23 protein-coding genes are annotated in these 25,749 nt (G+C 40.3%); 1 reads left to right on the top strand and 22 read right to left on the bottom strand.

Features of this window, described 5'->3' with window-relative positions:
* Positions 1–15: 15 nt before the first annotated feature.
* From HMPREF2613_RS11220 to HMPREF2613_RS01130, 16 genes are all read right to left on the bottom strand, one after another.
* Positions 16–438, bottom strand: coding sequence for a transposase (locus HMPREF2613_RS11220; protein WP_186822066.1), 423 nt, complete (start codon positions 436–438; stop codon positions 16–18).
* A gap of 173 nt (positions 439–611) precedes the next feature.
* Positions 612–1,922 (bottom strand): LCP family protein, encoded by a 1,311-nt coding sequence (locus HMPREF2613_RS01065; protein WP_070478356.1) that lies wholly within the window; start codon positions 1,920–1,922, stop codon positions 612–614.
* Complete coding sequence (gene pheA / locus HMPREF2613_RS01070) at positions 1,919–2,767, bottom strand: prephenate dehydratase (protein WP_070478358.1); 849 nt, start codon at positions 2,765–2,767, stop codon at positions 1,919–1,921. The genes HMPREF2613_RS01065 and pheA overlap by 4 nt, the downstream gene beginning before the upstream one ends.
* Entirely contained in the window at positions 2,764–3,240 is a 477-nt protein-coding gene (locus tag HMPREF2613_RS01075; protein ID WP_070478361.1) for a shikimate kinase, read from the bottom strand. The genes pheA and HMPREF2613_RS01075 overlap by 4 nt, the downstream gene beginning before the upstream one ends.
* Positions 3,233–4,516: a 3-phosphoshikimate 1-carboxyvinyltransferase gene (gene aroA / locus HMPREF2613_RS01080; RefSeq protein ID WP_070478363.1), complete on the bottom strand. Its 1,284-nt coding sequence runs from the start codon at positions 4,514–4,516 to the stop codon at positions 3,233–3,235. The genes HMPREF2613_RS01075 and aroA overlap by 8 nt, the downstream gene beginning before the upstream one ends.
* A 91-nt stretch (positions 4,517–4,607) precedes the next feature.
* On the bottom strand, positions 4,608–4,946 hold the full coding sequence (locus HMPREF2613_RS01085; protein WP_070478366.1) for a YlbF/YmcA family competence regulator: 339 nt from the start codon (positions 4,944–4,946) through the stop codon (positions 4,608–4,610).
* Positions 4,947–4,999: 53 nt separating this feature from the next.
* A complete protein-coding gene (locus HMPREF2613_RS01090; RefSeq protein WP_070478369.1) occupies positions 5,000–5,287 on the bottom strand; it encodes a hypothetical protein in 288 nt (95 codons plus the stop codon).
* A gap of 144 nt (positions 5,288–5,431) precedes the next feature.
* Complete coding sequence (locus HMPREF2613_RS11500; RefSeq protein WP_185760945.1) at positions 5,432–5,581, bottom strand: hypothetical protein; 150 nt, start codon at positions 5,579–5,581, stop codon at positions 5,432–5,434.
* Positions 5,582–5,591: 10 nt separating this feature from the next.
* Positions 5,592–6,695, bottom strand: a complete 1,104-nt coding sequence (locus HMPREF2613_RS01095; protein ID WP_061590268.1) for a prephenate dehydrogenase — start codon at positions 6,693–6,695, stop codon at positions 5,592–5,594.
* Positions 6,696–6,704: 9 nt separating this feature from the next.
* On the bottom strand, positions 6,705–7,871 hold the full coding sequence (gene aroC / locus HMPREF2613_RS01100; RefSeq protein WP_061590269.1) for a chorismate synthase: 1,167 nt from the start codon (positions 7,869–7,871) through the stop codon (positions 6,705–6,707).
* A gap of 9 nt (positions 7,872–7,880) precedes the next feature.
* Positions 7,881–8,948 (bottom strand): 3-dehydroquinate synthase, encoded by a 1,068-nt coding sequence (gene aroB / locus HMPREF2613_RS01105; RefSeq protein ID WP_070478371.1) that lies wholly within the window; start codon positions 8,946–8,948, stop codon positions 7,881–7,883.
* Between the two features lie 18 nt (positions 8,949–8,966).
* Positions 8,967–9,821 (bottom strand): shikimate dehydrogenase, encoded by an 855-nt coding sequence (locus tag HMPREF2613_RS01110; RefSeq protein ID WP_070478373.1) that lies wholly within the window; start codon positions 9,819–9,821, stop codon positions 8,967–8,969.
* On the bottom strand, positions 9,811–10,488 hold the full coding sequence (aroD, locus tag HMPREF2613_RS01115) for a type I 3-dehydroquinate dehydratase (protein ID WP_070478375.1): 678 nt from the start codon (positions 10,486–10,488) through the stop codon (positions 9,811–9,813). Before aroD ends, HMPREF2613_RS01110 begins: the two co-directional genes overlap by 11 nt.
* Positions 10,485–11,648: a class I SAM-dependent rRNA methyltransferase gene (locus tag HMPREF2613_RS01120; RefSeq protein WP_070478378.1), complete on the bottom strand. Its 1,164-nt coding sequence runs from the start codon at positions 11,646–11,648 to the stop codon at positions 10,485–10,487. Before HMPREF2613_RS01120 ends, aroD begins: the two co-directional genes overlap by 4 nt.
* Before the next feature lie 198 nt (positions 11,649–11,846).
* Entirely contained in the window at positions 11,847–13,484 is a 1,638-nt protein-coding gene (locus HMPREF2613_RS01125) for a hypothetical protein (RefSeq protein WP_070478381.1), read from the bottom strand.
* Positions 13,465–14,214 (bottom strand): ABC transporter ATP-binding protein, encoded by a 750-nt coding sequence (locus HMPREF2613_RS01130; RefSeq protein WP_070478383.1) that lies wholly within the window; start codon positions 14,212–14,214, stop codon positions 13,465–13,467. Before HMPREF2613_RS01130 ends, HMPREF2613_RS01125 begins: the two co-directional genes overlap by 20 nt.
* 178 nt (positions 14,215–14,392) lie before the next feature.
* Here HMPREF2613_RS01130 and HMPREF2613_RS01135 point away from each other — a divergent pair, with 178 nt between their 5' ends.
* Positions 14,393–15,847 (top strand): alpha-amylase, encoded by a 1,455-nt coding sequence (locus tag HMPREF2613_RS01135; RefSeq protein WP_070478386.1) that lies wholly within the window; start codon positions 14,393–14,395, stop codon positions 15,845–15,847.
* A gap of 87 nt (positions 15,848–15,934) precedes the next feature.
* Here HMPREF2613_RS01135 and alaS read toward each other — a convergent pair whose 3' ends face one another.
* From alaS to HMPREF2613_RS01165, 6 genes are all read right to left on the bottom strand, one after another.
* Positions 15,935–18,553, bottom strand: coding sequence for an alanine--tRNA ligase (gene alaS, locus HMPREF2613_RS01140; RefSeq protein ID WP_070478389.1), 2,619 nt, complete (start codon positions 18,551–18,553; stop codon positions 15,935–15,937).
* 21 nt (positions 18,554–18,574) lie between these two features.
* Positions 18,575–19,060, bottom strand: coding sequence for an LURP-one-related/scramblase family protein (locus HMPREF2613_RS01145; RefSeq protein ID WP_070478391.1), 486 nt, complete (start codon positions 19,058–19,060; stop codon positions 18,575–18,577).
* Between the two features lie 328 nt (positions 19,061–19,388).
* A complete protein-coding gene (locus HMPREF2613_RS01150; protein WP_049539722.1) occupies positions 19,389–19,712 on the bottom strand; it encodes a hypothetical protein in 324 nt (107 codons plus the stop codon).
* Positions 19,713–19,783: 71 nt separating this feature from the next.
* Positions 19,784–20,938: a GIY-YIG nuclease family protein gene (locus HMPREF2613_RS01155; protein WP_042750959.1), complete on the bottom strand. Its 1,155-nt coding sequence runs from the start codon at positions 20,936–20,938 to the stop codon at positions 19,784–19,786.
* The gene (locus tag HMPREF2613_RS01160; RefSeq protein ID WP_070478394.1) at positions 20,931–22,862 is read right to left on the bottom strand and encodes a DEAD/DEAH box helicase; all 1,932 of its coding nucleotides are present in this window, start codon (positions 22,860–22,862) and stop codon (positions 20,931–20,933) included. The genes HMPREF2613_RS01155 and HMPREF2613_RS01160 overlap by 8 nt, the downstream gene beginning before the upstream one ends.
* The gene (locus tag HMPREF2613_RS01165) at positions 22,859–25,651 is read right to left on the bottom strand and encodes a class I SAM-dependent DNA methyltransferase (RefSeq protein ID WP_070478396.1); all 2,793 of its coding nucleotides are present in this window, start codon (positions 25,649–25,651) and stop codon (positions 22,859–22,861) included. The genes HMPREF2613_RS01160 and HMPREF2613_RS01165 overlap by 4 nt, the downstream gene beginning before the upstream one ends.
* Positions 25,652–25,749 lie beyond the last annotated feature (98 nt).

The following is a 25,749-nucleotide window of genomic DNA, read 5'->3' on the forward strand; positions in this document are numbered from 1 at the left end:
GACATCTCCTTTATGTTATTTTACAAATATATCAAGTGCTGATTTACTTATAGTATACCATAAAGATTTGTCTGAACTCACAACTACGTAAACCTTTATTCCTGTCTCGTTTTCTATCACCTGACGGACTATACCGATGTTTTTCTTTCCTTTATCGTTTTTAATTTTCAAAGGATCTGTTTCAGAATAACTTGTATACTCTTCATTAGCAATTTCTTGACCAGAGAGAATCTCTTGTAAATAGGAAAATAAAAGAGTAGATACAAGCATTTTAGGGTGATAAAATGGGTAACCAAAGGCATGATAGAAGGCGTCGAAGTGACAATCTTCCAAGGTATTCACCACTTTTTCAATAGTAAAGACAAGATGATCTTGTGGTAAGAAAGAACTGATTTCTAGTGGTATAGTTGTTTGATTTGTGTTATAGTGAATAGGCATGGGATAGACTTTCTAAATGGTTTATTAAGCAATTCTATTTTACAAAGACTATCACAACCATGTAAAAAAGCAACGGCAAATCCGTTGCTTTTTTTGGAGATAAGGGACTATTGTCCAAGGATCGTTATTTTATATTTAAAGTATAGTTTTTTTATTTGGAATTTTGTCTTATCTTATCTCATTCCCATTTGAGAAAGTTTAGTTTGATATTTATTTTGGTCTACTAAGAGTGCCTGTCCTCCATAGACATCATAGGCATCGACCCAATCACCTAGTTCTGGAACTGTTAATCTCTCAATGCCATTTTGCGCTCCGTCTAGGAAGGATAAGCCATTGGTCAATAAGAAACTATAAGGAACATTCGTAGAGGTCATGCCAAAGACCTTACCAAGTGCTTCTGATCCAGTAAAGAGTTTGGTTGGATCCTTGAGTTGTTGCAGAACAGCTGCCAATACTTGCTGTTGTCTCTTAGTGCGACCATAATCACCTTCATCATCATCACGGAAGCGAGCATAATTTAGCAAGGTTGAACCGTTCATCTGCTGTTTCCCAACTTTGATAGTCTGGGTTGGAGACTCTGTTTCTGTAGCATGCAAATCATCTCCCACCGTAGCTTCGGTTAACGGTTGGCCTTCTAAGGTTGAGAATTTGGCATCAATCGTCACACCATCAGGGAAGAGAGTGTCAATAGCGGTTGCGAAGGCCTGAAAATCAACCAAGGCATAGTACTTAATATCCAAGTCAAAATTATCTTTCAATACTTGGCGAACCATTTCCGCCCCTTTTTGACCTTCTTGCTCCCCTAGTTCATAGGCTACATTTAACTTGTTATCTGTTTGTTTCTTCCCATTGATAATCTTACTATATCCATCAATATAAACTAAGTTATCACGCATGAAGCTGACCAGCTTAATTTTCTTATCGGAGCCGCCAACATTTAGTACCATAATAGAGTCTGTTCTCGTTTCAGCACTATTTTGGCCGATCCGTCCATCCGTCCCCATAATCAAAATATTAACCCCATCCTTGGTATCTTGACCATGAAAAACTTCTACTTGAGCTGCCTTAGCATTGGCAGGTTTATTTGGATCCGCATTTGAATAGCCTTTTAGGAACATAAAAATCATGCCAAAACCGACACAGGCTAGAAGAGCAAGCAATCCTGCAAAAATGCGCCCCCAACGAATCTTACGTTTTTTGGGCTTAACCTTTGGAAGAGAATGGCTTTTCTGGTATTTTTTTGCACGGCTACGGTTTCCATAGGATGGAAGAGGAGACTGATTGACTGGTTCCATGAAAGACTCTTCCATATCGTGATTTTCATTATGAATTTCTGGAGAAGCTTTACTACTGCTAGCCATATTTAACTTACCTTGCAGGTAAGCAAACTCTTTTTTCTCTCGCTCATTGAGGTAATGAATGTTCTTAAAAAGATAGTCATAACGTAACTGCTCGTGATGGTTTAAAGGATTTTCTTTACTCATCTTCTCTCCTTTCCATTGTCTGATATTGGATAAATGGGATAGGCACCCATTACTTTATACTGGATTCCAATCGCTTCTAATTCTTTTTGGGCAAAGTGGACCAAATCCTTATCAGCATAGTCCACATCGATAATGAAAAAGTATTCTCCCAGCGCTGTCTTGAGTGGACGACTTTCAATTTTTGTCAGGTCAATTCCTCGCCAAGCAAAAGTTGAAAGGGCCTTGTAGAGGGCACCGGGAAGGTTGTCAGGTAAGGTCAAGGCCAAACTCATTTTTTCAGTTTGTGCTTGCAAGGGAATGGTTGCACCTTCAGCTCCCAAAACCCAGAAACGTGTGAAATTGGCTTCCATTTCCTGAATATCCTCGGCAATCAGTTCCAAGCCATATTCTTCGGCAGAACTTCTAGGAGCTATGGCTGCATAAGGCTGGTCTGGATGTTCAGAAATAAAACGAGCCGCATAAGCTGTACTAGCTGTTACCTCGATTTGGGCCTCTGGATATTGTTCATCGATGAATTTCTTTCCTTGAGCCAAGGCCTGTGGATGTGAAAAAATCTTTTCAATCTTAGTATGACCTGGAACCACCATCAACTGCTGATGAATAGGCTGAACGATTTCTGCTACTGCTTGAATGCGAGCCTGATGAAAAAGGTAGTCCAAGGTTTCATGAACACTACCCTCGATAGAATTTTCAACTGGCACCACAGAATAGTCCACCAAACCTTGCTCATAGGCCTTGATGACATCTGTAATATTGGCAAAGGCCTGCAATTCCTCCTGAGGAAAAGCTGTCTGCACAACATGGTGTGAAAATGATCCCTTGGGACCTAGATAAGCAATTTTCATCTCAGTTCCTCTATAATTTCCTCTGGGCTTAGCTCGGTCACATCCAAAATCCGACTAGCCACTTCCTCATACAAAGCCTGTCTTTCTTGGAAAATAGCTGCTAATTCTTCCTTGCTATTATTTAGAAAAAGCGGGCGCTGATTGTCCTTATCAGCTGATATGCGTTGGTAGAGGGTGTCAAAATCAGCTTTCAGGTAGATATTATCAGAATTTGTCTTTAGTAAGTCACGATTTCGCTGAGAAACGACCACTCCTCCACCAGTTGACACAACTTGGTCTCTTTGTAGTAACTCAGCCAATACTTCTGACTCTACCTGTCGAAAGGTCTCTTCTCCCATTTCCACGAAAAATTCCGCAATGGACATACCTAAGCGTTTCTCAATCAGGGCATCCATATCAAAGTAATTAGGGTCCAAGCCTCTTGCAATAGTCGATTTGCCAGCCCCCATAAATCCTAGTAATACCTTAGTCATGAATCAAGCTCTCCAAATCATCAAAGAAGCTAGGATAGCTGGTATTGATAGCTTCAGCACGGACAAGCTCCACTTCTCCATCAGCAACCAAGAGGGCTGCAATGGCTGTCATCATTCCGATACGGTGGTCACCAAACGTATTGACTCTAGCACCGTGAAGGGCTGATTTCCCTTTGATAATCATCCCATCTGCCGTAGGAGTAATATCTGCTCCCATACTATTTAAGGCGTCTGCGACTACCTGAATGCGGTCTGTTTCTTTGACTTTAAGTTCCTCAGCATCCTTAATAACTGTTACACCTTGCGCTTGGGTCGCAAGCAGGGCAATAATGGGCAATTCATCAATCAAGCGTGGAATCAAAGCGCCACCAATCTCTGTTCCTTTCAGGTCTGAAGACTCAACAGTTAAGGTAGCAGATTTAGCGACTGGGTCAATTTCAGTTATTTCTAGTTTTCCACCCATGGCACGAATGACATCGATGATACCTGTACGCGTTTCGTTAATACCAACATTCTTCAGCACTACACGAGAATTTGGAACAATCAAACCTGCGACCAACCAAAAGGCTGCACTGGAAATATCTCCTGGAACAATTACCTTTTGTCCAGTCAGTTTTTGAGGCCCTTGGACTGTGATTTTCTTACCATCCACACTTAAATGACCACCAAATTGTTGTAACATATCTTCCGTATGATTACGAGTGCACTCTTTTTCGATAATAACAGACTCCCCCTGAGCCTGCAAGGCCGCAAACATCAAGGCTGACTTGACTTGAGCAGAGGCAATCGGCAACTCATAATAAATAGGTCTTAGGTTTTTCGTCCCTTTTAAATGAAGGGGAGGAAGGTCTCGCTCAGTTTGTCCCGAAATACTAACGCCCATTTTTTTCAGCGGAAGGGTCACACGATCCATAGGACGTTTGGAAAGACTATCATCTCCAAACATTTCTACTTCAAAGTCTGCACCAGCAAGAACACCTGAAATCAAGCGAATCGAGGTGCCAGAATTTCCCATATCAAGGGCATTTTGCGGCGCTTTTAAGCCATCCATGCCTACACCTTGAATAGTGATCACATCGTCTTTATCCTCAATAACAACACCAAGGTCACGAAAAACCTGCATAGTTGAGAGCACGTCCTCACCACGCAATATATCATAAACCTTGGTCTCACCCTCAGCCAAACTTCCAAAGATAATGGAACGGTGGCTGATAGACTTATCACCTGGAACTCGGATACTGCCATGTAAGTGGCTAATGTTTGTTTTTAGTTTCATACTAGACCTCATACTTGCAATACTTTTACTTATTTTATCATAAAAAGCCAGAAATTCCTTAAAAATTTCTGACTTTATGATAGTTATTTTCTTATTTTAGCAATTCTGAAACTGGTTCAAAAACAATTTTTTCAATGTCAGAAAGGTAAATTGCCAATTGTTGTTGCTTGGTAAAGAATTCTGACAAGAGGCTGTTCCCCTGAATCTGCTTGCCAAAGCCTTCCATCTTAGCTTGGAAGGAAGCATCTGGCATTTGCCCTGTCTGTGCTAGTTTTTGAATTTCCTCTTGAAAGGCAACATATTCTGTAAAAATTTTGCTTGCCTCAGCATCTGCTGCAATAGCATCTTTAGCTGCTTTAACAGCCTTGTATTCTGGCAATTCGCGTAGACCGCGACTGAGTTCATTTGCACTATCGTAAATATTTGACATAATTTTCTCCTTATTTATTTTTTTAAAAATTACTAGTCACTCTGTGGTCATTATTATTGTGCAATCACTTTTATATAACCTCTTGAATGTCCATTTCTTAATTCCTTATCTGGTATATACTCTATCTTCAAAGCTCCTAAATTAGAACCTGTTTTTATTTCATTTGACATAAGATTACCAAAATAGTTATTTATCTCATCATCGGATAAGGATGATTCAATCGATTTAACAATATCATGAAATACTTCTTTCATTCCTGTAACACCAAATTCACTATTTTCATTTGTCTGATTAATTGTTACATTGATTTTATCAGTATCATTTGCATGTAAAAGCTCCAAGTAATATCCGTAGCTTGATGCGAAATATTTTATTTTTATATTTCCTTTTTTGATATTTTCTAATGGGTTATTAGAATTTTGATTATAGCTATTGATAAACTCATTAATATTTCTATCGTCTACATACTTTGAATTGGTTTTCTCTTAATTTATTTCCTTGTTGGATGGTTCATTTTTTGTCTCGACACTGGCTTCTGAAGTAGTTTTCACATCTTTTTTAACAGCGTAAGCTCTAAGTAAGATAAAAGAAATAAAGATAATACCAAATATGAATCTAGGCTCTATTTTAGGCATGATTTTCTCCTTACTTGATGACGACTGTGTAGTCGGTATTTTCTGTTATGAGATGCTCAGCTCTTTCCAAGTCTTGAGCATTTTTAAATGAAATTTGTAGGATCCCGTGAATATCTTCACGGTTTTCCTCATTGATGTGAATATTGACCAAGGAAGTTCCTCGTAGCAATTCCAAAATCCTCAGGATGACATCTTCTTCATCGGGAACGTCAACATAGAGATCGTAAGAACTATCCACTCCACCACGCTTATGGATTTCCATGGCCTGCCGTTGCTCACGCGCTTGGTTGAAAAAGTTCCAGATTTGCTCCTCATCTCCCTTGCTGATGGCCCGGCCAACCTCATCCAAACGTTCCTTAAAATCCTCAATCCGCTCTAGGATTGTCTCGCGATTGGACAAGAGAATGGAGGTCCACATACCTGGCTCGCTTTCTGCAATTCGAGTCATATCTCGGAAACCACCGGCCGCAAAGCGCCTTGCCATTTCATGTTCTTGAGCATAAACCGCGGTCTGTTCCATGAGACTGGAAGCCAGAATATGAGGAAAATGGCTGATCTGAGAAGTGACTCGGTCATGCTCCTTGGCATCAATCTCGATAAAGCGAGCGTGAAGACCTGAAAGCAGATCCTTCATTTCCTCAAGTGTGTCAGGACTTGTCAGGCTCGAAGGCGTGAAGATATAATAGGCATTTTCAAAAAGATTGACATCTGCCGAAGCAGCCCCTGTCTTGTGACTACCAGCCATGGGATGGGCTCCTACAAAGCGAACAGACTTGCCAGCCAAATACTGCTCCGCTGCATCTACAATGGCTAACTTGGTCGAACCAGCATCTGAAATAATGACGCCTTCTTTCAAGTCCAAGTTGGCCAATTCCTTAATGAAAGCAATGGTTTGTTTGATTGGCAAACTGAGGATGATGATATCTGCCAAAGGAGCAAAACTCGCAAAATCATCTGTTGCACGGTCAATCATGCCTTCTTTCAAGGCAATATCTCTCGAAGCTTGACTGCGATTATAACCCAAAATTTCATAATCTGGATGATCGCGTTTGATACCTAAGGCCATAGAGGCACCAATCAGACCAAGGCCTGCGATATAGACTGTTTTTGCCATAGGAACTCCTTAATAGTTCTTTGTATAGTCTCGGTGTTTGGCCACTGCTTCTTTTAATTCCTCTAGATTATCTGATGAGAATTTTTCAAGGATTTCTTGTGCCAGAACCGTTGCCACAACGGCTTCCATGACCACACCTGCTGCTGGAAGAGCAGTCGGATCACTTCTCTCCACAGTTGCCTTGTAGGGTTCATGGGTTTCGATATCCACACTCATTAGTGGTTTGTAGAGAGTAGGAATGGGCTTCATCACGCCTCGAACAACGATAGGTTGCCCATTGGTCATACCACCTTCAAAGCCGCCAAGATTGTTGGTACGGCGGGTATAGCCGTCTTCTTTAGACCAGAGAATTTCATCCATGACTTGGCTGCCTCTACGATAACCAGCTTCAAAGCCAAGACCAAATTCCACCCCTTTAAAGGCATTGATAGAGACAACAGCTTGGGCCAATCTTGCATCCAATTTTCTGTCCCATTGGACATAGGAACCAAGACCAACTGGAACACCTCCGACAACTGTCTCGACAACCCCACCGATAGTATCACCGTCACGTTTGATTTGGTCAATATAATCCTTGATTTCCTGTTCTCTTTCTTGGTTGACAATAGAAACATCAGACTGGGCAGCTCTTTCCTTAATCTCAGCGACTGTCAGATTTTCAGGAACATCGATTTCCTTGCCACCAAAGACCACGACATGGTTGGCAATCTCCATATCCAGCTCAGCCAAGAGGCGTTTGGCTACTGCACCAACTGCCACCCGCATGGTGGTTTCACGAGCTGATGAACGCTCCAAAGAATTTCTTAAATCATCAAAACGGTACTTGATGCCCCCAACCAAGTCGGCATGACCTGGACGTGGATGGGTGATTTTCCGTTTGCTTTTAAGGCGGTCTTCAATGTCCTCCGCAGACATGATATCCAGCCATTTTTGATGGTCCTTATTGACGACATCCATGGTAATGGGAGCCCCAGTCGTCTTCCCATGGCGAACGCCTGAAGTAAAGACAACCTGGTCACTCTCAATCTTCATACGACCACCGCGGCCGTATCCACCCTGACGACGTTTCAAATCCTCATTGATATCCTCAGCTGTCAAAGGAAGTCCAGCTGGAATTCCCTCAATGATAGCTGTCAGACGGGGGCCGTGTGATTCTCCTGCAGTTAAATATCTCATACACTCTCCTTATTTTACCAAGTAGTCTTTCATCTCTTCCAGAGAAACTGGGTGAATAGTCGCTGAACCAAGCTCTGGTACCAAGACCAATTTCAAGGTATTGCCACGCGCTTTCTTATCATGAGTCAAAGCCTGATAAAGCTTGTCAACATCCCAGTTTTCATAATCAACAGGCAAGCCAAATTTCTGACACATCTCTATAATAGACTGGGTTATTCCTTCTGGCATGAGACCTTTTTCCTCAGCAACCTTGGAAATCTGTACCATACCCATAGCCACAGCTTCTCCATGCATGACTTTCCCATAACCAGCCGTTGCTTCAATGGCATGACCAATAGTATGGCCAAAGTTGAGGTAAAGGCGTACACCATTGTCCAGCTCATCCTCAACCACCATCTTGCGCTTGACCTGACAAGAATGTTCAATCAAGATCTCTGCATGCTCCAGAATGCTCTCAACAGAACCGTCCAACTCCGTCAAAATTTTCCACAGTTCTGGATCCTCAATCAAGCCATATTTGATAACCTCACCCATTCCTTCAATCAACTCTCTTTTTCCGAGTGTTTCAAGGACAAGTGGGTCAATCAGAACCCCATCTGGTTGGGCAAAAGTCCCCACCATATTCTTGGCAAATGGAGTGTTAACGCCTGTCTTTCCACCGATAGAAGAATCCACCTGGGCTGTCAAACTAGTCGGAATCTGAACAAAGTGAATACCCCGCATATAGGTAGAGGCTACGAAACCAGCCAGGTCTCCAACGACACCACCTCCGAGAGCCACGATTCCATCGCTACGAGTCAGACCTTGCTTGACTAAAAATTCATAGACTTTCTGGACAGTGGTTAAATTCTTTCTTTCTTCACCTTCTAAAAAGTCAAAAACTGCTACCTGAAAACCAGCATCTTCTAGGCTGAGCTTGACCTTCTCTGCATAAAGAGAAGCTACATGGTTATCTGTCACAATGACTACCTTTTGTGGTTGCCAGAATTCTCGCAACCACTGACCAGCATGAGCCAGACAACCTTTTTCAATCTTAATATCATAAGGATGATGAGGAATATCGATTCTGATTTTCATAGGAGAATCTCCCTTTCTTTATTGGTATTTTTCTGTTAAGGACTGCCAAATCTCTTCTGTTGGCATTTCCTTTCCTGTCCACAGTTGAAAAGCTTCTGCAGCTTGATAGAGCAACATTCCCAGACCATTGACCGCTGGATTCCCCTGACTTCTGGTCCATTTTAAAAATGGTGTTTCAAAGGGTTGGTAAATGATATCTGCTACTAAGAGAGTTTCTGGTAAGACTATGCTTTCAGGAACTGGAGATGATTGACTATCCATCCCTACACTTGTCGCATTGACCAGTAAATCCGACTCAGCAATCCTTGCTTGCAGTTCAGAAACATCTTCTAAAGCATACAAGTCCACTTTAAAGCCTGTTTGCTCCTGTAACTTGTCTAGATAAGGTCTTGTTTTTTCCATAGAAACGGAACGAACAAAGACCGAAATCTGACTGACGCCGTCCAAAATAGCTTGTGCCAAGATTGATTTAGCCGCACCACCTGCTCCCAGCAGGGTCATCTTTTTACCTGAAATTGTAAAAGAAGGCAAGCTCTTAAAAAATCCCTTGCCATCTGTATTATATCCAATTAAATTGCCATTCTCATTGACAACCGTATTGACCGCACCAATCAAGCGCGCTTCGTCACTCAGCTCATCCAAATAAGGAATCACCTGCTCCTTATAGGGCATGGACAGGTTTATGCCAAACATCTGGTAGCGACGAATATTGGCCACTGTTTCTGCCAAATCACCCGCTTCAATCTCCCAAGCCACGTAAGCACCATTGGTAGCTGTCGCCTCAAAGGCACTATTGTGAATAAAGGGGGAAATAGAATGCTTAATAGGATTGGCAACAACGGCAGCTAAACGTGTATAGCCATCAAGCTTCATCCAAAATCTCCCGAATTTTTTTCATGTTAGCTAAGGAAATCTGACCTGGGGCACTTGCCTCATCTAGACTAGCAAAAGACCAGCTAGAACCTGTCACATCCGCAGTGATACGAGAGACCTTGCCCACCTTGCCCATAGAAATGGTCACATATTCCTGCTCAGGATTGAGGATTTTAAAGCCTCGTGTATAGTTCATCAAGTCTAGCACATCCTGCTCCGTGTGAGCCATCACCGCAACCTTAACAAGTTTTGGATTTAGGCTCGTCAACTCTGACAAGATTTCCATCATATTTTCAGGTGTTTCTTGGAAATTATGGTAACTCAAAACAAGATTTGGGAAGTCCAGCATTTCCTCAAAAACATCCTTGTAGCTATAGTACTCAAAATCAATATAGTCTGGTTGATAGAGTTGCGCCACTTCCTTGATTAGATGGATATATTCTTCTGAAGAAAGTTCGATTTCTCCCCCTTCAGCGCGAGTTCGCAGAGTGAAAACCAACTCACGACCTGCAAATTTTTCAAAAATAGCTGGAGCTACCTGCAAAATCGCTTCTTTAGGCAGATAGTCGGCACGCCATTCAATGATATCAGCATCCTGGTACCTCGTGGCATCCAGAGCCTGGGCCTCCTCTAAACTTCTTGGCATTACTGAAACGATTAATTTCATTTACTAACCTTCATACTAATCACCTTGAGGTAATTACTACTTTCATCTTTTTTATTATAGGCAAAATCTGCTGGAAGACCGTATTTGTTTAAAATTTGGTAACTTCTTCCTGCAAAGCCTTTATCAATTTGTTCTGTAAATTTCTGGCGGGAAACATTGGCAGCATTGGTACTAGCAATGATAATCCCTTCCGGATTTAAAATCTCAAGACTCTGGGAAATCAACTTGTGATAATCCTTGGCCACAGAGAACGTTTGTTTTTTGTTCCGAGCAAAGCTAGGCGGATCTAGGACAATCACATCATAGGTCAAGCCTTTTCTCTTAGCGTATTTAAAGTATTCAAAGACATCCATGACTATAAAACGATGGTCGTCGGTGCTGATTCCATTTGCCTGAAAATGCGCTTGAGACAATTCTCGTGAACGTTTAGCTAGGTCAACCGAAGTAGTCTGGCTTGCTCCTCCCATGGCCGCAGCTACTGAAAAGGCTGCTGTGTAGGAAAACATATTGAGCAAGGATTTACCCATAGCCAATCCATCCACTAAACTACTGCGAACTTCATGCTGATCTAGGAAAATCCCTGTCATCAAGCCATCATTCATAAAGACTTGATAGAGGACACCATTTTCCAAAACAGTGAAGAAGTCAGGTGCTTCTTGACCATAAACATGGGCAGATTCATAGTCCAAACCCTTAAAGCGGATCTTCTCATAGGTTCCTAAGACCTCAGGAAAAACCTGTCTAAAGGCTTCTGAGATGGTCTGACGAATCTGATAAACATAAGAGTTATACCAAGAAAAGACAGCATAGTCGCCATAAAGGTCCACTGTCAGACCGCCAAAGTCATCTCCCTCTTGGTTGAAGAGACGAAAGGCTGTTGTCAATTCATCTTGATAGTAGGCTGTTCTCTTTTCTTTAGCTTGTCTAAACAGCGTTTCAAAGAAAGCTTGATTGAAGGTCACCTTGTCTTTGCTGACAAACCAGCCCAAGCCCTTGTTTTGCTGAGAAAGGTAGGCAGTACCAAGAAAGGTGCCTTCTTGACTATGGACTTCTACCTCCTGATCCTTGAGATTGATATTCTCAAGATCGCTGGCTTCTAGTAAAACTAGTCCCTTTGAAAGCTTTTTTTCAACCCGTTTGTTGACTCTTATTCTATTCATAGTCACTATTATAGCAAATTTTGTGACAATTCTCAAAAAAGAAACTACCCTTGCTTTTTTACTCTTCTTTTAAAAATGGTTTATTAATACTAATAAAAAATTAGAAATAATTGTGTGAGAGTTACAATAAAAAATGCTCTTCCAAGAACGGAGGAGCATTTCTTTTTATAAAATTTATCAAGCAAGCGACCAACTAGCTCATCTTTTTTCTATTTCTGCCAATATGCGTGACAGGTAGTAATGATAGCCAAAAATAGCAAGACCAAGCAGGAGGATAAGAGCTCCTACTCCCAAGCTAATGGCAAGGATAGGGGAGAGAGACCGAACCAAGAATAAGCTCCCTATTACAAGGGCCATTAAGATTGCACTATAAATAAAAATCAAAACAATTGCTACTATACGATTTGAACGGTTCACCAGGTCCGTAATGTTACTCCAATTGGTTGACAAATTTTTCACGTCCTTAAGGTAATGGTGGCAAGAAAGGATGACACTGGCAAGGATCCAGACTACAAGAAGGTAAATCATCGAAAGGATGGGCAAGCCTAGATATAGAGAAAGTCCAAGTAAAGTCAGAACTGGTAAAAAGGACTGGACAGCAAATATAATCCAAAATTTCACTTTCACATAACGAGCAAAGTCAAAGGGTAAACTCTTAAGAAAATCAACATTTTCCCTCTCCAAGGACAAGGCAATTGAAGACAGGCTGGTGATATTGTTATTGACAACTGCTATAAACACTCCTACAAAAAACAAGGGTAACCAGTATGGAGGATGAATGTCTGGAACTATCTGAGAATCTCGGATTTTGGAAATCAGACCGATCATCATGAGATAAGGAAGGAAAGCACTTGTAAAAAGCACTGTAATCACGCCAGTTCCCTGTCCCAAGAGGGTGAGGTGGTAGCGTAAAACCATGCGGAAAAAGCCCTTTTTATTAGTAGTTGAAATTCTCTCCTTATTGCGACGTTCTTTTTTGACCTTCTCCTCACTATTAAGCAGGATCACGTCATAAAAACGAGGAAGGACCTTCTTTTTGGTCAGGTAAAGCAAGAAAACAGTTAAAGCTATCCAAGCGAGCAGACCCAGTATGGCTTCTGTCGAAAAAGGCTCCACTGCTATTTTGTAAAAGATATGGAGAGGATAAAGGAGAAATGGAATGTCTCTAACTTTGTCAACAATACTTCCAAAAGTCGACTGTAGAAAGAGGACAAATATTAAAGGTATGAGAACCCCTATCCCAATCATCACATTCGAAAAAATAGACTGATACTTTCTGAAGACCCTAGTTTGAGCCAAGAAATGTACTGCCACTACCATCACTAGAGCCACAGAAACAAATAATAGAGCCAAGGACAGTAGCATCAAAGGCAAGCCAAGCCAAAGAGAAGGTGCTAGCCTAATGTAGAGGACTAGAAAATAAGCTAGGATTGGTACAATTCCAGGCAGAGCTGGCAAGAGGACAGACAGTCCTTTAGCAATTATAATCTCTGATTCTTTAAAGGCATAGGGTCTATAGGAGGCCAGGTCCTTACTCTCATAAAAGACATTGTAAAATGCAGTGAAAGAAGTTGAAAAGGCCAGCACCAGTAAAATAGCAACCATGAAACTAAAATAAACAGGCCTTTCCTCAAAAGGAAAATGAAAGGCTATATTACTAAAAAAGATAAGTAATAAAAGACTGGAAAAAATGTAAGAACTTAGGACTCTAGCGGAAACATTTACTTTTTTCCCAGGATTCTTATCCTGCTTCTTTCGTAGGTTAGCCAGATTCGCTTCTTGAGATGAATAGAGGATATTGATATCAACTAATTTTTTAATGACCTTGAGACGCATCTGAAACCTCCTCTTTTCTACCAGCAAGACTAAGGTAGATACTTTCCAAAGACTGGTCTGGGTGGTCTTTTCTCAAGTCCTCTACACTACCACAATAAATCAAATGCCCCTTTTTTAAAATGGCAATCCGATCACAGACTTGCTCGGCCACCTCTAGAACATGGGTTGAAAACAAGACTGTCTTGCCTTTTTGCGCATGCTCCTTCATCATTTGCTTCAAATCAAAGGCAGCCTGGGGATCCAAACCAGTCAAGGGTTCGTCCAAGACCCAAATATCAGGATCGGACAAGAGTGCCCCGATGACAAAGACTTTCTGACGCATTCCGTGAGAAAGGGTTTCAATAACCTGATAGCGGTTTTCAGCAAAATCAAAAACACTTAATAGCCTAGCTAGACTAGCCTCCAAGTCAGAGCTGCTCAGATCATAGGATGAGGCAATCAATTCCCAAAATTCATTGGCCGTTAAGCGTAAGAATAAGTCAGGCGAATCTGCTACGTAGCCAATCTTTCGTTTAATAGCCAAGCGATTTTCCGATAAATCTTGACCATCTACCAAAATACGACCACTGCTGGGTGAAATGATACTGACTAGAGATTTTATAGTGGTCGATTTTCCAGCCCCATTATGGCCAATCAAGCCCATAATCTCTCCATTTTCAATCTGCAAATTGAGATTGCTCAAGGCCTCTTTATCACCATACAACTTACTAACATTTTGAAATTCAATCATGAGACAACTCCTATCTTTATCTGTGTTACATACCGTTATACTAGCACTTTAATACAAAAAAATCAACATTTTATATAAAATAGTCAAAAACTTCTTATTTAGCATTACGCAAACGTTTGCGTTGAGAGATACTTTATGATAGAATAAAGAACAAGATTGACAAGTAAGAGGAAACATCATGCAAAATCAAACACTCATGCAATACTTTGAATGGTATCTGCCCCACGACGGCCAACACTGGGCGCGTCTGGCTGAAGATGCTCCACACCTAGCTCATCTGGGGATTAGCCACGTATGGATGCCGCCAGCCTTCAAGGCCACCAACGAAAAAGATGTAGGCTATGGGGTCTATGACTTATTTGACCTTGGTGAGTTCAACCAAAAAGGGACTGTCCGCACCAAGTACGGTTTCAAAGAAGACTATCTTCAAGCCATTCAAGCCCTAAAAGCACAGGGAATTCAACCAATGGCCGATGTGGTTCTCAACCACAAGGCTGCTGCTGATCACATGGAAGCCTTTCAAGTTATCGAAGTAGATCCGGTTGACCGTACAGTTGAACTTGGAGAACCTTTCACCATCAATGGCTGGACTAGCTTTACCTTCGATGGTCGCCAAGATACCTACAATGACTTCCACTGGCACTGGTACCACTTCACCGGTACTGACTATGATGCCAAACGCCGTAAATCTGGGATTTATCTGATTCAAGGAGACAATAAGGGCTGGGCTAACGAGGAATTGGTCGATAATGAAAACGGCAACTACGACTACCTCATGTATGCCGACCTAGACTTTAAGCATCCTGAAGTCATCCAAAATATCTATGACTGGGCTGACTGGTTCATGGAAACGACTGGTGTAGCTGGTTTCCGCTTGGATGCCGTTAAACACATCGACTCTTTCTTCATGCGAAATTTCATCCGTGATATGAAGGAAAAATACGGTGAGGATTTCTATGTTTTTGGTGAATTCTGGAATCCTGACAAGGAAGCCAATCTAGACTATCTTGAAAAAACGGAAGAACGATTCGACCTTGTTGATGTTCGTCTCCACCAGAATCTCTTTGAAGCCAGTCAAGCTGGCGCAAACTATGACCTTCGTGGTATTTTCACAGATAGCTTGGTTAAACTCAAACCTGACAAGGCTGTGACTTTTGTCGACAACCACGATACTCAACGTGGTCAGGCTCTTGAGTCTACTGTTGAAGAATGGTTCAAACCAGCAGCCTATGCCCTCATTCTTTTACGCCAAGATGGCCTTCCATGTGTCTTTTACGGAGACTACTATGGTATTTCAGGGCAGTATGCTCAACAAGATTTCAAAGAAGTCCTTGACCTCCTCCTAGCTATCCGAAAAGACTTGGCCTATGGAGAACAAACAGACTACTTTGATGACGCAAACTGTATCGGTTGGGTACGTTCAGGTGCTGAAAATCAATCCCCAATCGCAGTCTTGATTTCAAACGACCAAGAAAATAGCAAGTCAATGTTTGTCGGCCAAGAATGGGCTAACCAAACCTTTGTAGATTTACTTGGCAACCACCAAGGTCAAGTTACAATTGACGACGAAGGTTATGGACAATTCCCTGTCTCAGCGAGATCTGTAAGTGTCTGGGCAGCCAATACAATCTAATAGCTAATGATAATTAAGCCAAATCCAAGCGGATTTGGCTTTTTAAGTATGAAAAAGACCTACCCAAATGGATAGATCTTTGTTTGATTACAATTTACCTGCTACCGCATCCAACAATTCTTGAATCTTAGCTTGGTTGCTTCCTCCTGCCATGGCCATGTCTGGTTTACCCCCACCACGTCCATCGACGATTGGTGCCAATTCTTTGACAAAGTTTCCTGCATGAAGGTCTTTTGTCTTGCTTGCTACAAGAACATTGACTTTGTCACCGATAGCAGCAACTAGGACAAGCAAGTCAGAGTAGTCTTTTTGTTTCCAATTGTCCGCAAAGGTACGAAGGGCACCTGCGTCTGATACAGAAACTTGGCTAGCAATGTAACGGTGACCGTTGACTTCCTTAACATCCTTGAAGATGTCGCCTGCGGCTGCAGCTGCGGCTTTTTCTTTCAACTCAGCATTTTCTTTTTGGAGTTGGCGAAGTTGTTCTTGAAGACCTTCAACCTTGTGAGGGACTTCTTTAAGTTGAGGTGCTTTCAAGGTTGCCGCAACAGCTTTAAGAGCGTCTTCTTGTTCACGGTAGGCTTCAAAGGCTTCCTTACCAGTCACTGCCAAGATACGGCGAGTTCCTGAACCAATCCCTTCTTCTTTGACAATCTTGAAGAGACCAATTTCAGAAGTATTGCCAACGTGGGTACCACCACAAAGCTCGATAGAGTAGTCACCAATAGTAACAACACGGACTTCCTTACCATATTTCTCACCAAAGAGGGCCATAGCTCCCATTTCTTTGGCAGTGTCAATATCCGTTTCAACTGTCTTAACTTCAAGAGCTTCCCAGATTTTTTCGTTGACTTGCTGTTCAATGGCACGCAATTCTTCAGCAGTTACTGCTTGGAAATGCGTAAAGTCAAAGCGAAGGAATTCAACTTCGTTAAGAGATCCTGCTTGTGTTGCGTGATTTCCAAGAATATTGTGAAGGGCAGCGTGAAGCAAGTGAGTCGCAGTGTGGTTTTTCATAACACGGTGGCGGCGGTTTGTATCGATTGCCAAGGTATATTCTTGGTTCAAGGCAAGCGGTGCAAGGACGTCAGCAGTGTGAAGAGCTTGTCCGTTTGGAGCTTTTTGAACATTAGTCACAGTAGCCACAACCTTACCTGACTCATCCAAGATTTGTCCATGGTCAGCTACCTGTCCACCCATCTCAGCGTAGAATGGCGTTTCCGCAAAGATAAGAGAGGCAGTTCCTTCAGATACAGCTTCTACTTCTGCATTGTCAGCCACGATAGCCACCAATTTAGAAGACAATTGTGATGCTTCATAGTTAAAGTGGCTTTCCACAGTGATGTTTTGAAGGGTTTCATTTTGCATACCCATTGAGCCACCCTTGACAGCAGACGCACGCGCACGTTCTTGCTGTTCTTTCATGGCTGCTTCAAAACCTTCACGGTCTACAGTCATACCAGCTTCTTCAGCGATTTCTTCAGTCAATTCAACTGGGAATCCATAAGTATCATAAAGTTTGAATACATCTGAACCAGCAATGACAGATTGACCTTTTTCTTTCAAGTCAGCTACGATGCCTTGGGCAAAGTGTTGACCTGAGTGAAGGGTACGAGCAAATGACTCTTCTTCGCTCTTAACGATTTTTTCGATAAAGTCACGTTTTTCAAGCACTTCTGGGTAGTAGCTTTCCATAATTTTTCCAACAGTTGGAACGAGTTTGTAAAGGAAAGGCTCGTTGATACCCAATTTTTGACCGTGCATAGAGGCACGACGGAGCAAACGACGAAGGACGTAACCACGACCCTCATTTCCTGGAAGGGCACCATCACCGATGGCAAATGAAAGGGAACGGATGTGGTCAGCGATGACCTTAAAGCTCATGTTGTCGCCATCTTGGTCATAAATCTTACCAGACAATTTCTCCACTTCACGAATGATTGGCATAAAGAGGTCCGTTTCAAAGTTTGTCTTAGCCCCTTGGATAACGGCTACCAAACGCTCCAAACCAGCGCCCGTATCAATGTTCTTGTGTGGCAATTCCTTGTACTCGCTACGAGGAACAGCAGGGTCTGCGTTAAATTGTGACAAAACGATGTTCCAGATTTCGATATAACGGTCGTTTTCAATATCTTCTGCAAGAAGACGAATACCAATATTTTCTGGGTCAAAAGCTTCTCCACGGTCAAAGAAGATTTCTGTATCAGGTCCAGAAGGTCCAGCACCGATTTCCCAGAAGTTGTCCTCGATTGGAATCAAGTGACTTGGGTCCACTCCCACTTCAATCCAGCGGTTGTAAGAATCTTTATCATCTGGATAGTAGGTCATGTAAAGTTTTTCAGCAGGGAAGTCAAACCATTCTGGACTTGTCAAAAGCTCGTAAGCCCAAGTGATAGCTTCATCACGGAAGTAATCCCCGATAGAGAAGTTCCCCAACATTTCAAACATGGTATGGTGACGTGCAGTCTTCCCTACGTTTTCGATGTCGTTGGTACGGATAGCTTTTTGGGCATTGGTAATACGTGGATTTTCAGGAATGATGGTCCCATCAAAGTATTTCTTAAGGGTTGCTACCCCAGAGTTGATCCACAAAAGAGTTGGATCATTTACAGGAACCAAACTCACTGATGGTTCTACAGAGTGACCTTTGGTCGCCCAGAAGTCAAGCCACATTTGGCGTACTTGTGCACTAGATAGTTGTTTCATATTGTCTCCTTATTTACTTGTTTAATGTGATTGGCTTTCCAGCATTTCCACATAGTCAATAGCGACACAGAGGGAAATGACTAGGTCTGCATAAGCGTCCTCAAGAACCGTTACGGTATAGGTAGAGGTCAGATGGAAGAGTTCTTTCTTGATTTCCGCAATTAACTGATCGCGATCATCCAGCAATTTGAAATTCAAATCCCAGATATTGCCCTCGATACGAAGACCCAGATTATCGAACTCATACTTATCTCGCCAGAAGGTCAACTTCTTACGAATGACAAAACTCGAGTCATCCCGAAGCTGAATCTCAAAACGAGGAAGCAAGGTCAAGATTTCTTTACTAATCTGACTGACCTGTTCACCATTAGCATCATAGATGGTAAAAGTTTTGGGAATCTTAAAAAATGATCCCTCTACCTGATAGGCAATTTCTCCCCTGTCATCCTTGATAGCGAAACGTTCGCCTCCAAGACGAAACTTTTGTTTAACAAGAAATGTTTTCATCAACACCTCCAAAAACCAAAAGACAAGCTCATATCACGAAGGGCGAAAAACCGCGGTACCACCTTCATTCAATGAACTTGTCATTCTCTTATTCTTATGCAATTGTATGATTGAGTAGCATGACTTCCTAGCTTAGATGGCTCGCAGCACCGCCATTTCTCTGGACTAAGACAACTGAAAATCAATTCTCAACTTTCTTATTATATCGTTTTTTTAATCTTGCGTCAACTGGAAATGATTCAATCCAATAGTAGTGAATTAGGAGAGAAGATATTTTGAAAATTCACCTACTAGTTTTGAAATGTAAGTAGTAATATTTAATTTATTTCTAATACATTTCCCCTACTCTATACTCAACCCATTCCTTTTCCTTCACTGGGTAAATCTTAGCAACTTTTGTTTCCTCATCATATACCACAACAAAGTGCCCTTTACTATTCCAAAACTTACCTAAAATAGTACCATCATGTAAATCAGTACGTAACTTGCCCTCTTGACTTACTGCGCTTTCTGTTTGCACTGTTTTAGTCTCTTCCTTGCTATCAATACCAACAGTAACAAACCTTGACCCTATAATGATAAATAGACAAAACAATACAGCCCCAATCCCTACAAATTTAAACAAGTTCAAATCGCCATTATCTCTTTTCATGTTATCTTTTTATCTCTCTTTCTCTTTTGTGTTCTCTAAATATTAAATAGTCTTCTAAATAGTGTCTTTCTTTATCTAAATCTAATTTCAAAGCCAATTTTTTCAATCACTTTTTGGATCTCATCTAGCGATACTAGAAACCATTCTTTAGGGACAAAGCTCTCTCCATTTGGTGCTATTAATTCCACATCTAACTGCTTGTCTGCAAAATAATGATGAAGAGTCGTTTCTAATTTTCGAGCGCTGAAATTCTGAACCTCAAAACTAGCTACTAAACGGACAGGAGCATAAAGATAGGTTCCTTCTCTTTCAGCATTTGCTAACCGTTTTTCAATTTGATCCTGTGTAAAACCGATTTTATAGAGATTACGGATGTTAGCAATTTGAGGATTGCTACTCAAGGATTTCACCACATAGATATATCCAGTTGTAATTCGTTCGCTTGGACTGATACCAGTCATCACATCTTCTATCAATTCTGTTACCATTCGTCCATGGCGCGTTCTATCGTGCAGATTAGATACAAAGGAGCGGAGTAAGGCCTTCTTATTTTCTGTACCATTTTCATATACGAGATGAAGTTCAGCATTAGTATAGCCATTCTTATCAGTGAAATCTTCTCCTTTAGAAACAACATAAACCATTACTCCATTATCCACATAGAACATACCAGGTTTAATTTCTTTTTCTTTTATCACGTCAGACTTTCTGACTTGACGACGACCTTCACTAATTTCATCATGAACACGAGTAAATAATCCCTGATAATCTTCAAAATTTCCCATCCGTTTACGTGTTCGTGTTTTATCACGCGCTTGAATCGTTCGTTTATAACGTGAGACATCAAATAAAGATTTTTCAGCACTATTTACTGACTCAAACAATTCATCTGATAAAATATCTGTTAAACTAGCAGGACTTGAAATAGGGGTCTCGGACTCAACAATATCTATTTTTAGTAGCCCAAATTCATCATAAGGTTCTAACTTTCGGATGCTATCAGGAGATTTTCTAATGCCATTCAATCGAGAAAATAAACTGCGTTCTTTAATGTTTCTAGACTTTTGTGGCTCTTGCCCATTATTTTCTCTCACCCAATCTATAATTTCTAAAAATTTCTCTACTTCATGATCTGTAACTATTTTTTTCTTATGTTTTAAAGGAGCTATTAAATGTTCAAAATCAGAATCATTAAAAATGTCAGTTAAATTTTTGAAATCAATCATTACCATTCTCCATCTTCAACTTCATCTGAGACAATTGTAACAAAGCATAAGCCAGTCTCTGTTCGTACGTATCGTTACTTGATTTATCTGGATAACGACCATTTTCATTCAAAAATTGCTTAATTTGAGGATAAAGAATTAACAGTTCTTCTTCCGAAAACTCCATCTTCTGACCATCCATATAATCTTGTATTAGACGCAAAGTCGGAGCATCAATTTCACGTGATATAACTTCGTAAGCTCTCTGGAAAGGATTGATCTGATCAATCAAATCAATAGACAACTCATCAATATTCACAAATTTATCTGCCATTTTTAGGAAATCTGTTTGCCCTACTCCCTCTTTCCGTTCAGCTGATTGAACGACCGATTGACTAATAAACTGTTGACGAACTTCTTCAACTTCAGCACCACTTAAGTCAGGATAGATTTGTTTAATGATAGCTGGAATCATCTGCTTATTAATGACTTCTGCATCTGTTCCTGTAGCAATCGCAGTTTGGATACGCGGTTCTTGCAAGATACTAGCACGTAAGTCATTCATGTCATTTTCTATGATATCTTTTGTTCTTTGAGTGCTAGGCTCTTTTAATCCTTTCACAAACATTTCGGCACCATAAGATTTCTGGTCTTCTCGGTCTTTTCGTTTGAACTTGAAATTTGGTGCTAAAACAGACTCCATCAATAGACTAGCTGTAATCGCCTTCATAACATTATTCACAGCAAAGAAAACTTCATCATCTTGAGCATCTGGTTGGGAAATAAGATTGGTAAATTGAGCATGCGATTTATTGGAACTATCTCGTGTTACTCGACCTATAATCTGAACAATTTCTGTTAGCGACTGACGATAGCCAATCGTTAAAGCATACTCAGCATAAGGCCAGTCAAAACCTTCTTTAGCCATACCAAGTGCGATAATGATATCGAGATTATCTAAACTGGTCATCTTATTTAGATAATCCTGTACTTTTTCACGCCCTTCTTCTGTGACAAGGTCAGCAACCTTCAATACACGACCTGTTTCCTCAGTAACTAACCATAATCCAGTCTTAGGATCTGGAACAGCTTGCCCCAGTTCGTCTAAAATTCGGTCAACTTCATCATACTTATCCTTAGTTGACTCACCCGAGTTTACATTGGGAATATGAATAATGGTTTTCTTGCTTGTGTCCAGTACTTCGTGCAAAACATCCGTGTAACGACCACGATAAAAGTTATAACCCATGGCAAAACTTTTCAGATATTTGTACCCCTCCAACTGTTCATAATAAGTATAGGATACCTTATCAAATTTTTGCTCATCTTCAGGTGCCAAAATAGGGACAGAATCTCCACGGAAATAAGACCCTGTCATAGCCACTACATGGGCTGTTGAATTGGCTAATATGTTTCTCAAGGCATTCCCTAAAACTGAATTATCATCTTGAGATACATGATGAAATTCATCGATAGCTAAAAGAACATTGTTAAAATCACTATCAGCCAGCTGTTCAAAGGCAAAACGCAAGGTGGCATGCGTACAGATTAAAACTCTATCATCAGGTGACTCTGAATGCATAAAGTCTACAAACTGTTTTACCTTACTTTTACTGGTTCCTTGTTCAGTCAAATTATTTTTGGAAAGAACTTCCCAATCCCAGTAAAAACCATAATCTGTCAATTTTGTTGAACGAAACGATTTTCCGATAGATCTTTCTGGGACTGCTATAATAGCTTTTTTCAGACCTTGAGCATGTAGTTTATCAAGAGCAATAAACATCAGAGCTCTCGACTTACCAGAGGCAGGAGGCGCCTTAATCAGTAAGTGTTGAGAAGATCTCTTAGCATATACCCGCTCCTGCATTTCACGCATTCCAAGTGCATTATTTGATTGACTAGCACCTGTACCATTGTAATTAATTTCAAATATATTTGAGGTCATTTCGCTTCCTTTTCTGTCATTTCTTTATACAGGTTCAATAAGACACTGAGCCTTTCTTCATCTGATTCAAAAGGCTTTTGCTGGTAGGCACGTTCTACGATACCATCAATTTTTTCATGTGCTTGACGAAGACGTTCGTTCATCGGTTTATTGGCTCCACCGTACAAATCAGCCAAGGTTCCACCTTCTTCTTCTCGAACATCTAGCATTTCAAAAACAGCTTCTTCAAGCATATTTTTCCGACTATCTGAAAGTTCTGGGATTGGGAATGTATTATAAACCAGTCCAGCTGAATAACTATATCGAGTTTCTAATTTCCCACCGATCGCTTGAAACCATTTTATATGCATTTTAGAAACAAGACATCCAAGTAGCCAAATTGGAGTATCATACACAATATAGCAACGATTTGAAATAATTGTATCGTCTCCCACAAATCCCATTGGTATATAATCTCTATCTTCTGAAGTAACAGCAGGAACTAACAGTTGAAACTTCCCTTCTATTTTCCCCTTAGAAAACATATCATCCCATTCACCACGTTGAACAAATTTCCATGGTGTGGATGCAGTTTCTCTTGTTCCAGCAGCCTTAGAATTCAGGCGTTCTTGCCTTACATTTTCAAATAATTGATGGAATTCCTGGATCTTATCTAATTTAGTATATTCATCTTGATCAATCCAAATAGTATATCTAAAATTTCCATTGATATACTCATCTGCTCCAATATACTTTTTAAAATACACTTCAGTTTCAGGATATCTTTGAACTAATTGATTTTTATCATCATTTGTCAGTATTAGATATTTACTTCTTGGCATATTCCCAAAGACTATTTTTGGAAAATTATTTAACTTCTCTGAATCATTGTGATTAGATACAATAATATCATCTGCAAAAGCTAGATAGGGATTTATATTCTTTCCATAACTCTCTCCCTTATCACTATATATAATTCTTTTCTTATCATTTTTATTTGAAAATCCAATGATAGTAACTGTAACCCCTGCATTATGGGCCGCGCTATTATTCCATTTAAACGATTGATATGCAAAGGAAATTTGGCCATATTGTAGAAGAACACTCCACAAAATTGAAACTTGCTCACCTTGATTTATTGAATTTGTTGTTACAAAAGCATATTGAGCATTTTTACCATAAATAAGGTGAGTTGCCTTATAAAACCATCCCGAAATATAATCTAATTTTTTAGAAGAAATTTCTGAACAAATCACATTTTCTAGTTCCTTCTTTTGTTCCAAGGTCATTTTTTTAGAGCCTATATACGGCGGATTCCCAAATATATAAACTTCATCATCTGCCTTAGCATTCAAAACAGTTGTCCAGTCAATTCTTAGGGCATTCCCACAAACGATATTCCCAGCTTCTCTTAAGGGGAGTAGCCTTGGATGGACATCAGCAAGTGCTTCTTCCATCTCCACATTCATCTGGTGTTCCGCTATATACAAGGATAACCTTGCTACTTCATGAGCGAAATCATCCAATTCAATTCCTGAAAATTGGGATAGAGAAATCTTAGATGCATCAGCAATCAATTCTCCTTGATAAACAGCTTTTTCATTTAAGGATTCACGAATTTCACGCTGTTTGATTAAGATATTAATTTCTAAACGACGAAGTTCTTTATAAGTAATGATGAGGAAATTTCCAGAACCACAAGCAGGGTCTAAAAACTTGATAGAGGCCATACGAGTGAGCAACTCTTCTAACTTAGGTAAGATTTGTCGCAATTCCTTGCGACGATGTTCCTCACTAAAGTCACCACCTCCTATATAGTAATCAGCTCGTTCTTCTAATTCCGTAAATGTTGCTCGTAGATTATCTAAAAATAGTGGTTTGATGACCTTCATAATATTAGGCACGCTAGTATAGTGCATACCCGATGTTGATCTTGCTTCTGCATTTGCCACGGTTTGAATCATTGATCCCAAAATATCTGGATTGATTTCATTCCAGTTTAGCAATTCTCCTGCTTCAATGAGTAATTGACGAGTTCTTTTATTGAAAATAAGGTCATGATGTGGCTCTGAAAAAAGCTTACCATTTACATAAGGAAAATCTGATAACCATGACTCCAAATTCTGACGACTAAATTCAGGCATATCTAAAATAGTAAATAGTTTTCTAACACACTCATTCAAGTCAGAACCATCTTCGGATGTCCTCATCTTAATAACATTTGTGAAAGCTCCCTTGGAGATAATATTTGTATCTTCTGCAAATAGTAGAAAAAGAACACGAATCAAAAATAGATTAAATGATTTACCATCAGTTTCAGTGATTGCTAGTTCAGGATTGATAGAAATTAGTTCATCATAAAGTTTGGTGAAACGCTCTGCCGCTTTTACATCAGCAGGATTTTCCTTATCATAATCAATCTTTTCAATACCATTCCAAGGTAAGAAGAAATCACAATGGGCTGGTAAATCATTAAAAGAAATTGCTAGAGTTAGCCCTGTCTGTGTATCCTTTGCATATAATTCTTGAAAATCTGTTGTAATAATAAATCGAAATTTACGAACCTGATCCTCCAACTCTTTATCAATCTCAGTCAGAGTAAGTAATGGCTGATTTTCAACTTTACGAAAATACAATTTGTTTTTTATGATAAAATCATCAGATGCTACTTTACTTGCTCTTGTTATGGTCGTTTTAGTAATGTCAAACAATGAAACAAATTCAATAATAAATGTCGATTTATTAAGATTCTCTACTAAAACCTTGGTTCTATCCTCAATCTCGGTGATATTTAATAACTTTTTAGCCATTAGATACCTCCAAGAAACGCAAAAAGCCTACTGGATTTTCAGTAGGTTTCAGTCTATATTTTTTACATTTTTTTATTAGGTTATATATATATATATAT

This window comes from Streptococcus sp. HMSC070B10 (genome assembly GCF_001808665.1).
Taxonomy (GTDB): Bacteria; Bacillota; Bacilli; order Lactobacillales; family Streptococcaceae; genus Streptococcus.

Coding starts and splice junctions, on each gene's coding strand:
- aroC (WP_061590269.1), bottom strand. CDS start 7,871: ATGAGATATTTAACTGCAGGAGAATCACACGGCCCCCGTCTGACAGCT.
- HMPREF2613_RS01135 (WP_070478386.1), top strand. CDS start 14,393: ATGCAAAATCAAACACTCATGCAATACTTTGAATGGTATCTGCCCCAC.
- HMPREF2613_RS01085 (WP_070478366.1), bottom strand. CDS start 4,946: ATGTCAAATATTTACGATAGTGCAAATGAACTCAGTCGCGGTCTACGC.
- aroA (WP_070478363.1), bottom strand. CDS start 4,516: ATGAAACTAAAAACAAACATTAGCCACTTACATGGCAGTATCCGAGTT.
- HMPREF2613_RS01165 (WP_070478396.1), bottom strand. CDS start 25,651: ATGGCTAAAAAGTTATTAAATATCACCGAGATTGAGGATAGAACCAAG.
- alaS (WP_070478389.1), bottom strand. CDS start 18,553: ATGAAACAACTATCTAGTGCACAAGTACGCCAAATGTGGCTTGACTTC.
- HMPREF2613_RS01145 (WP_070478391.1), bottom strand. CDS start 19,060: ATGAAAACATTTCTTGTTAAACAAAAGTTTCGTCTTGGAGGCGAACGT.
- HMPREF2613_RS01150 (WP_049539722.1), bottom strand. CDS start 19,712: ATGAAAAGAGATAATGGCGATTTGAACTTGTTTAAATTTGTAGGGATT.
- HMPREF2613_RS01110 (WP_070478373.1), bottom strand. CDS start 9,821: ATGAAGCTTGATGGCTATACACGTTTAGCTGCCGTTGTTGCCAATCCT.
- pheA (WP_070478358.1), bottom strand. CDS start 2,767: ATGAAAATTGCTTATCTAGGTCCCAAGGGATCATTTTCACACCATGTT.
- HMPREF2613_RS01065 (WP_070478356.1), bottom strand. CDS start 1,922: ATGAGTAAAGAAAATCCTTTAAACCATCACGAGCAGTTACGTTATGAC.
- HMPREF2613_RS11500 (WP_185760945.1), bottom strand. CDS start 5,581: ATGCCTAAAATAGAGCCTAGATTCATATTTGGTATTATCTTTATTTCT.
- aroD (WP_070478375.1), bottom strand. CDS start 10,488: ATGAAATTAATCGTTTCAGTAATGCCAAGAAGTTTAGAGGAGGCCCAG.
- HMPREF2613_RS01125 (WP_070478381.1), bottom strand. CDS start 13,484: ATGCGTCTCAAGGTCATTAAAAAATTAGTTGATATCAATATCCTCTAT.
- HMPREF2613_RS01160 (WP_070478394.1), bottom strand. CDS start 22,862: ATGACCTCAAATATATTTGAAATTAATTACAATGGTACAGGTGCTAGT.
- HMPREF2613_RS01095 (WP_061590268.1), bottom strand. CDS start 6,695: ATGGCAAAAACAGTCTATATCGCAGGCCTTGGTCTGATTGGTGCCTCT.
- HMPREF2613_RS01120 (WP_070478378.1), bottom strand. CDS start 11,648: ATGAATAGAATAAGAGTCAACAAACGGGTTGAAAAAAAGCTTTCAAAG.
- HMPREF2613_RS11220 (WP_186822066.1), bottom strand. CDS start 438: ATGCCTATTCACTATAACACAAATCAAACAACTATACCACTAGAAATC.
- HMPREF2613_RS01130 (WP_070478383.1), bottom strand. CDS start 14,214: ATGATTGAATTTCAAAATGTTAGTAAGTTGTATGGTGATAAAGAGGCC.
- aroB (WP_070478371.1), bottom strand. CDS start 8,948: ATGAAAATCAGAATCGATATTCCTCATCATCCTTATGATATTAAGATT.
- HMPREF2613_RS01075 (WP_070478361.1), bottom strand. CDS start 3,240: ATGACTAAGGTATTACTAGGATTTATGGGGGCTGGCAAATCGACTATT.
- HMPREF2613_RS01155 (WP_042750959.1), bottom strand. CDS start 20,938: ATGATTGATTTCAAAAATTTAACTGACATTTTTAATGATTCTGATTTT.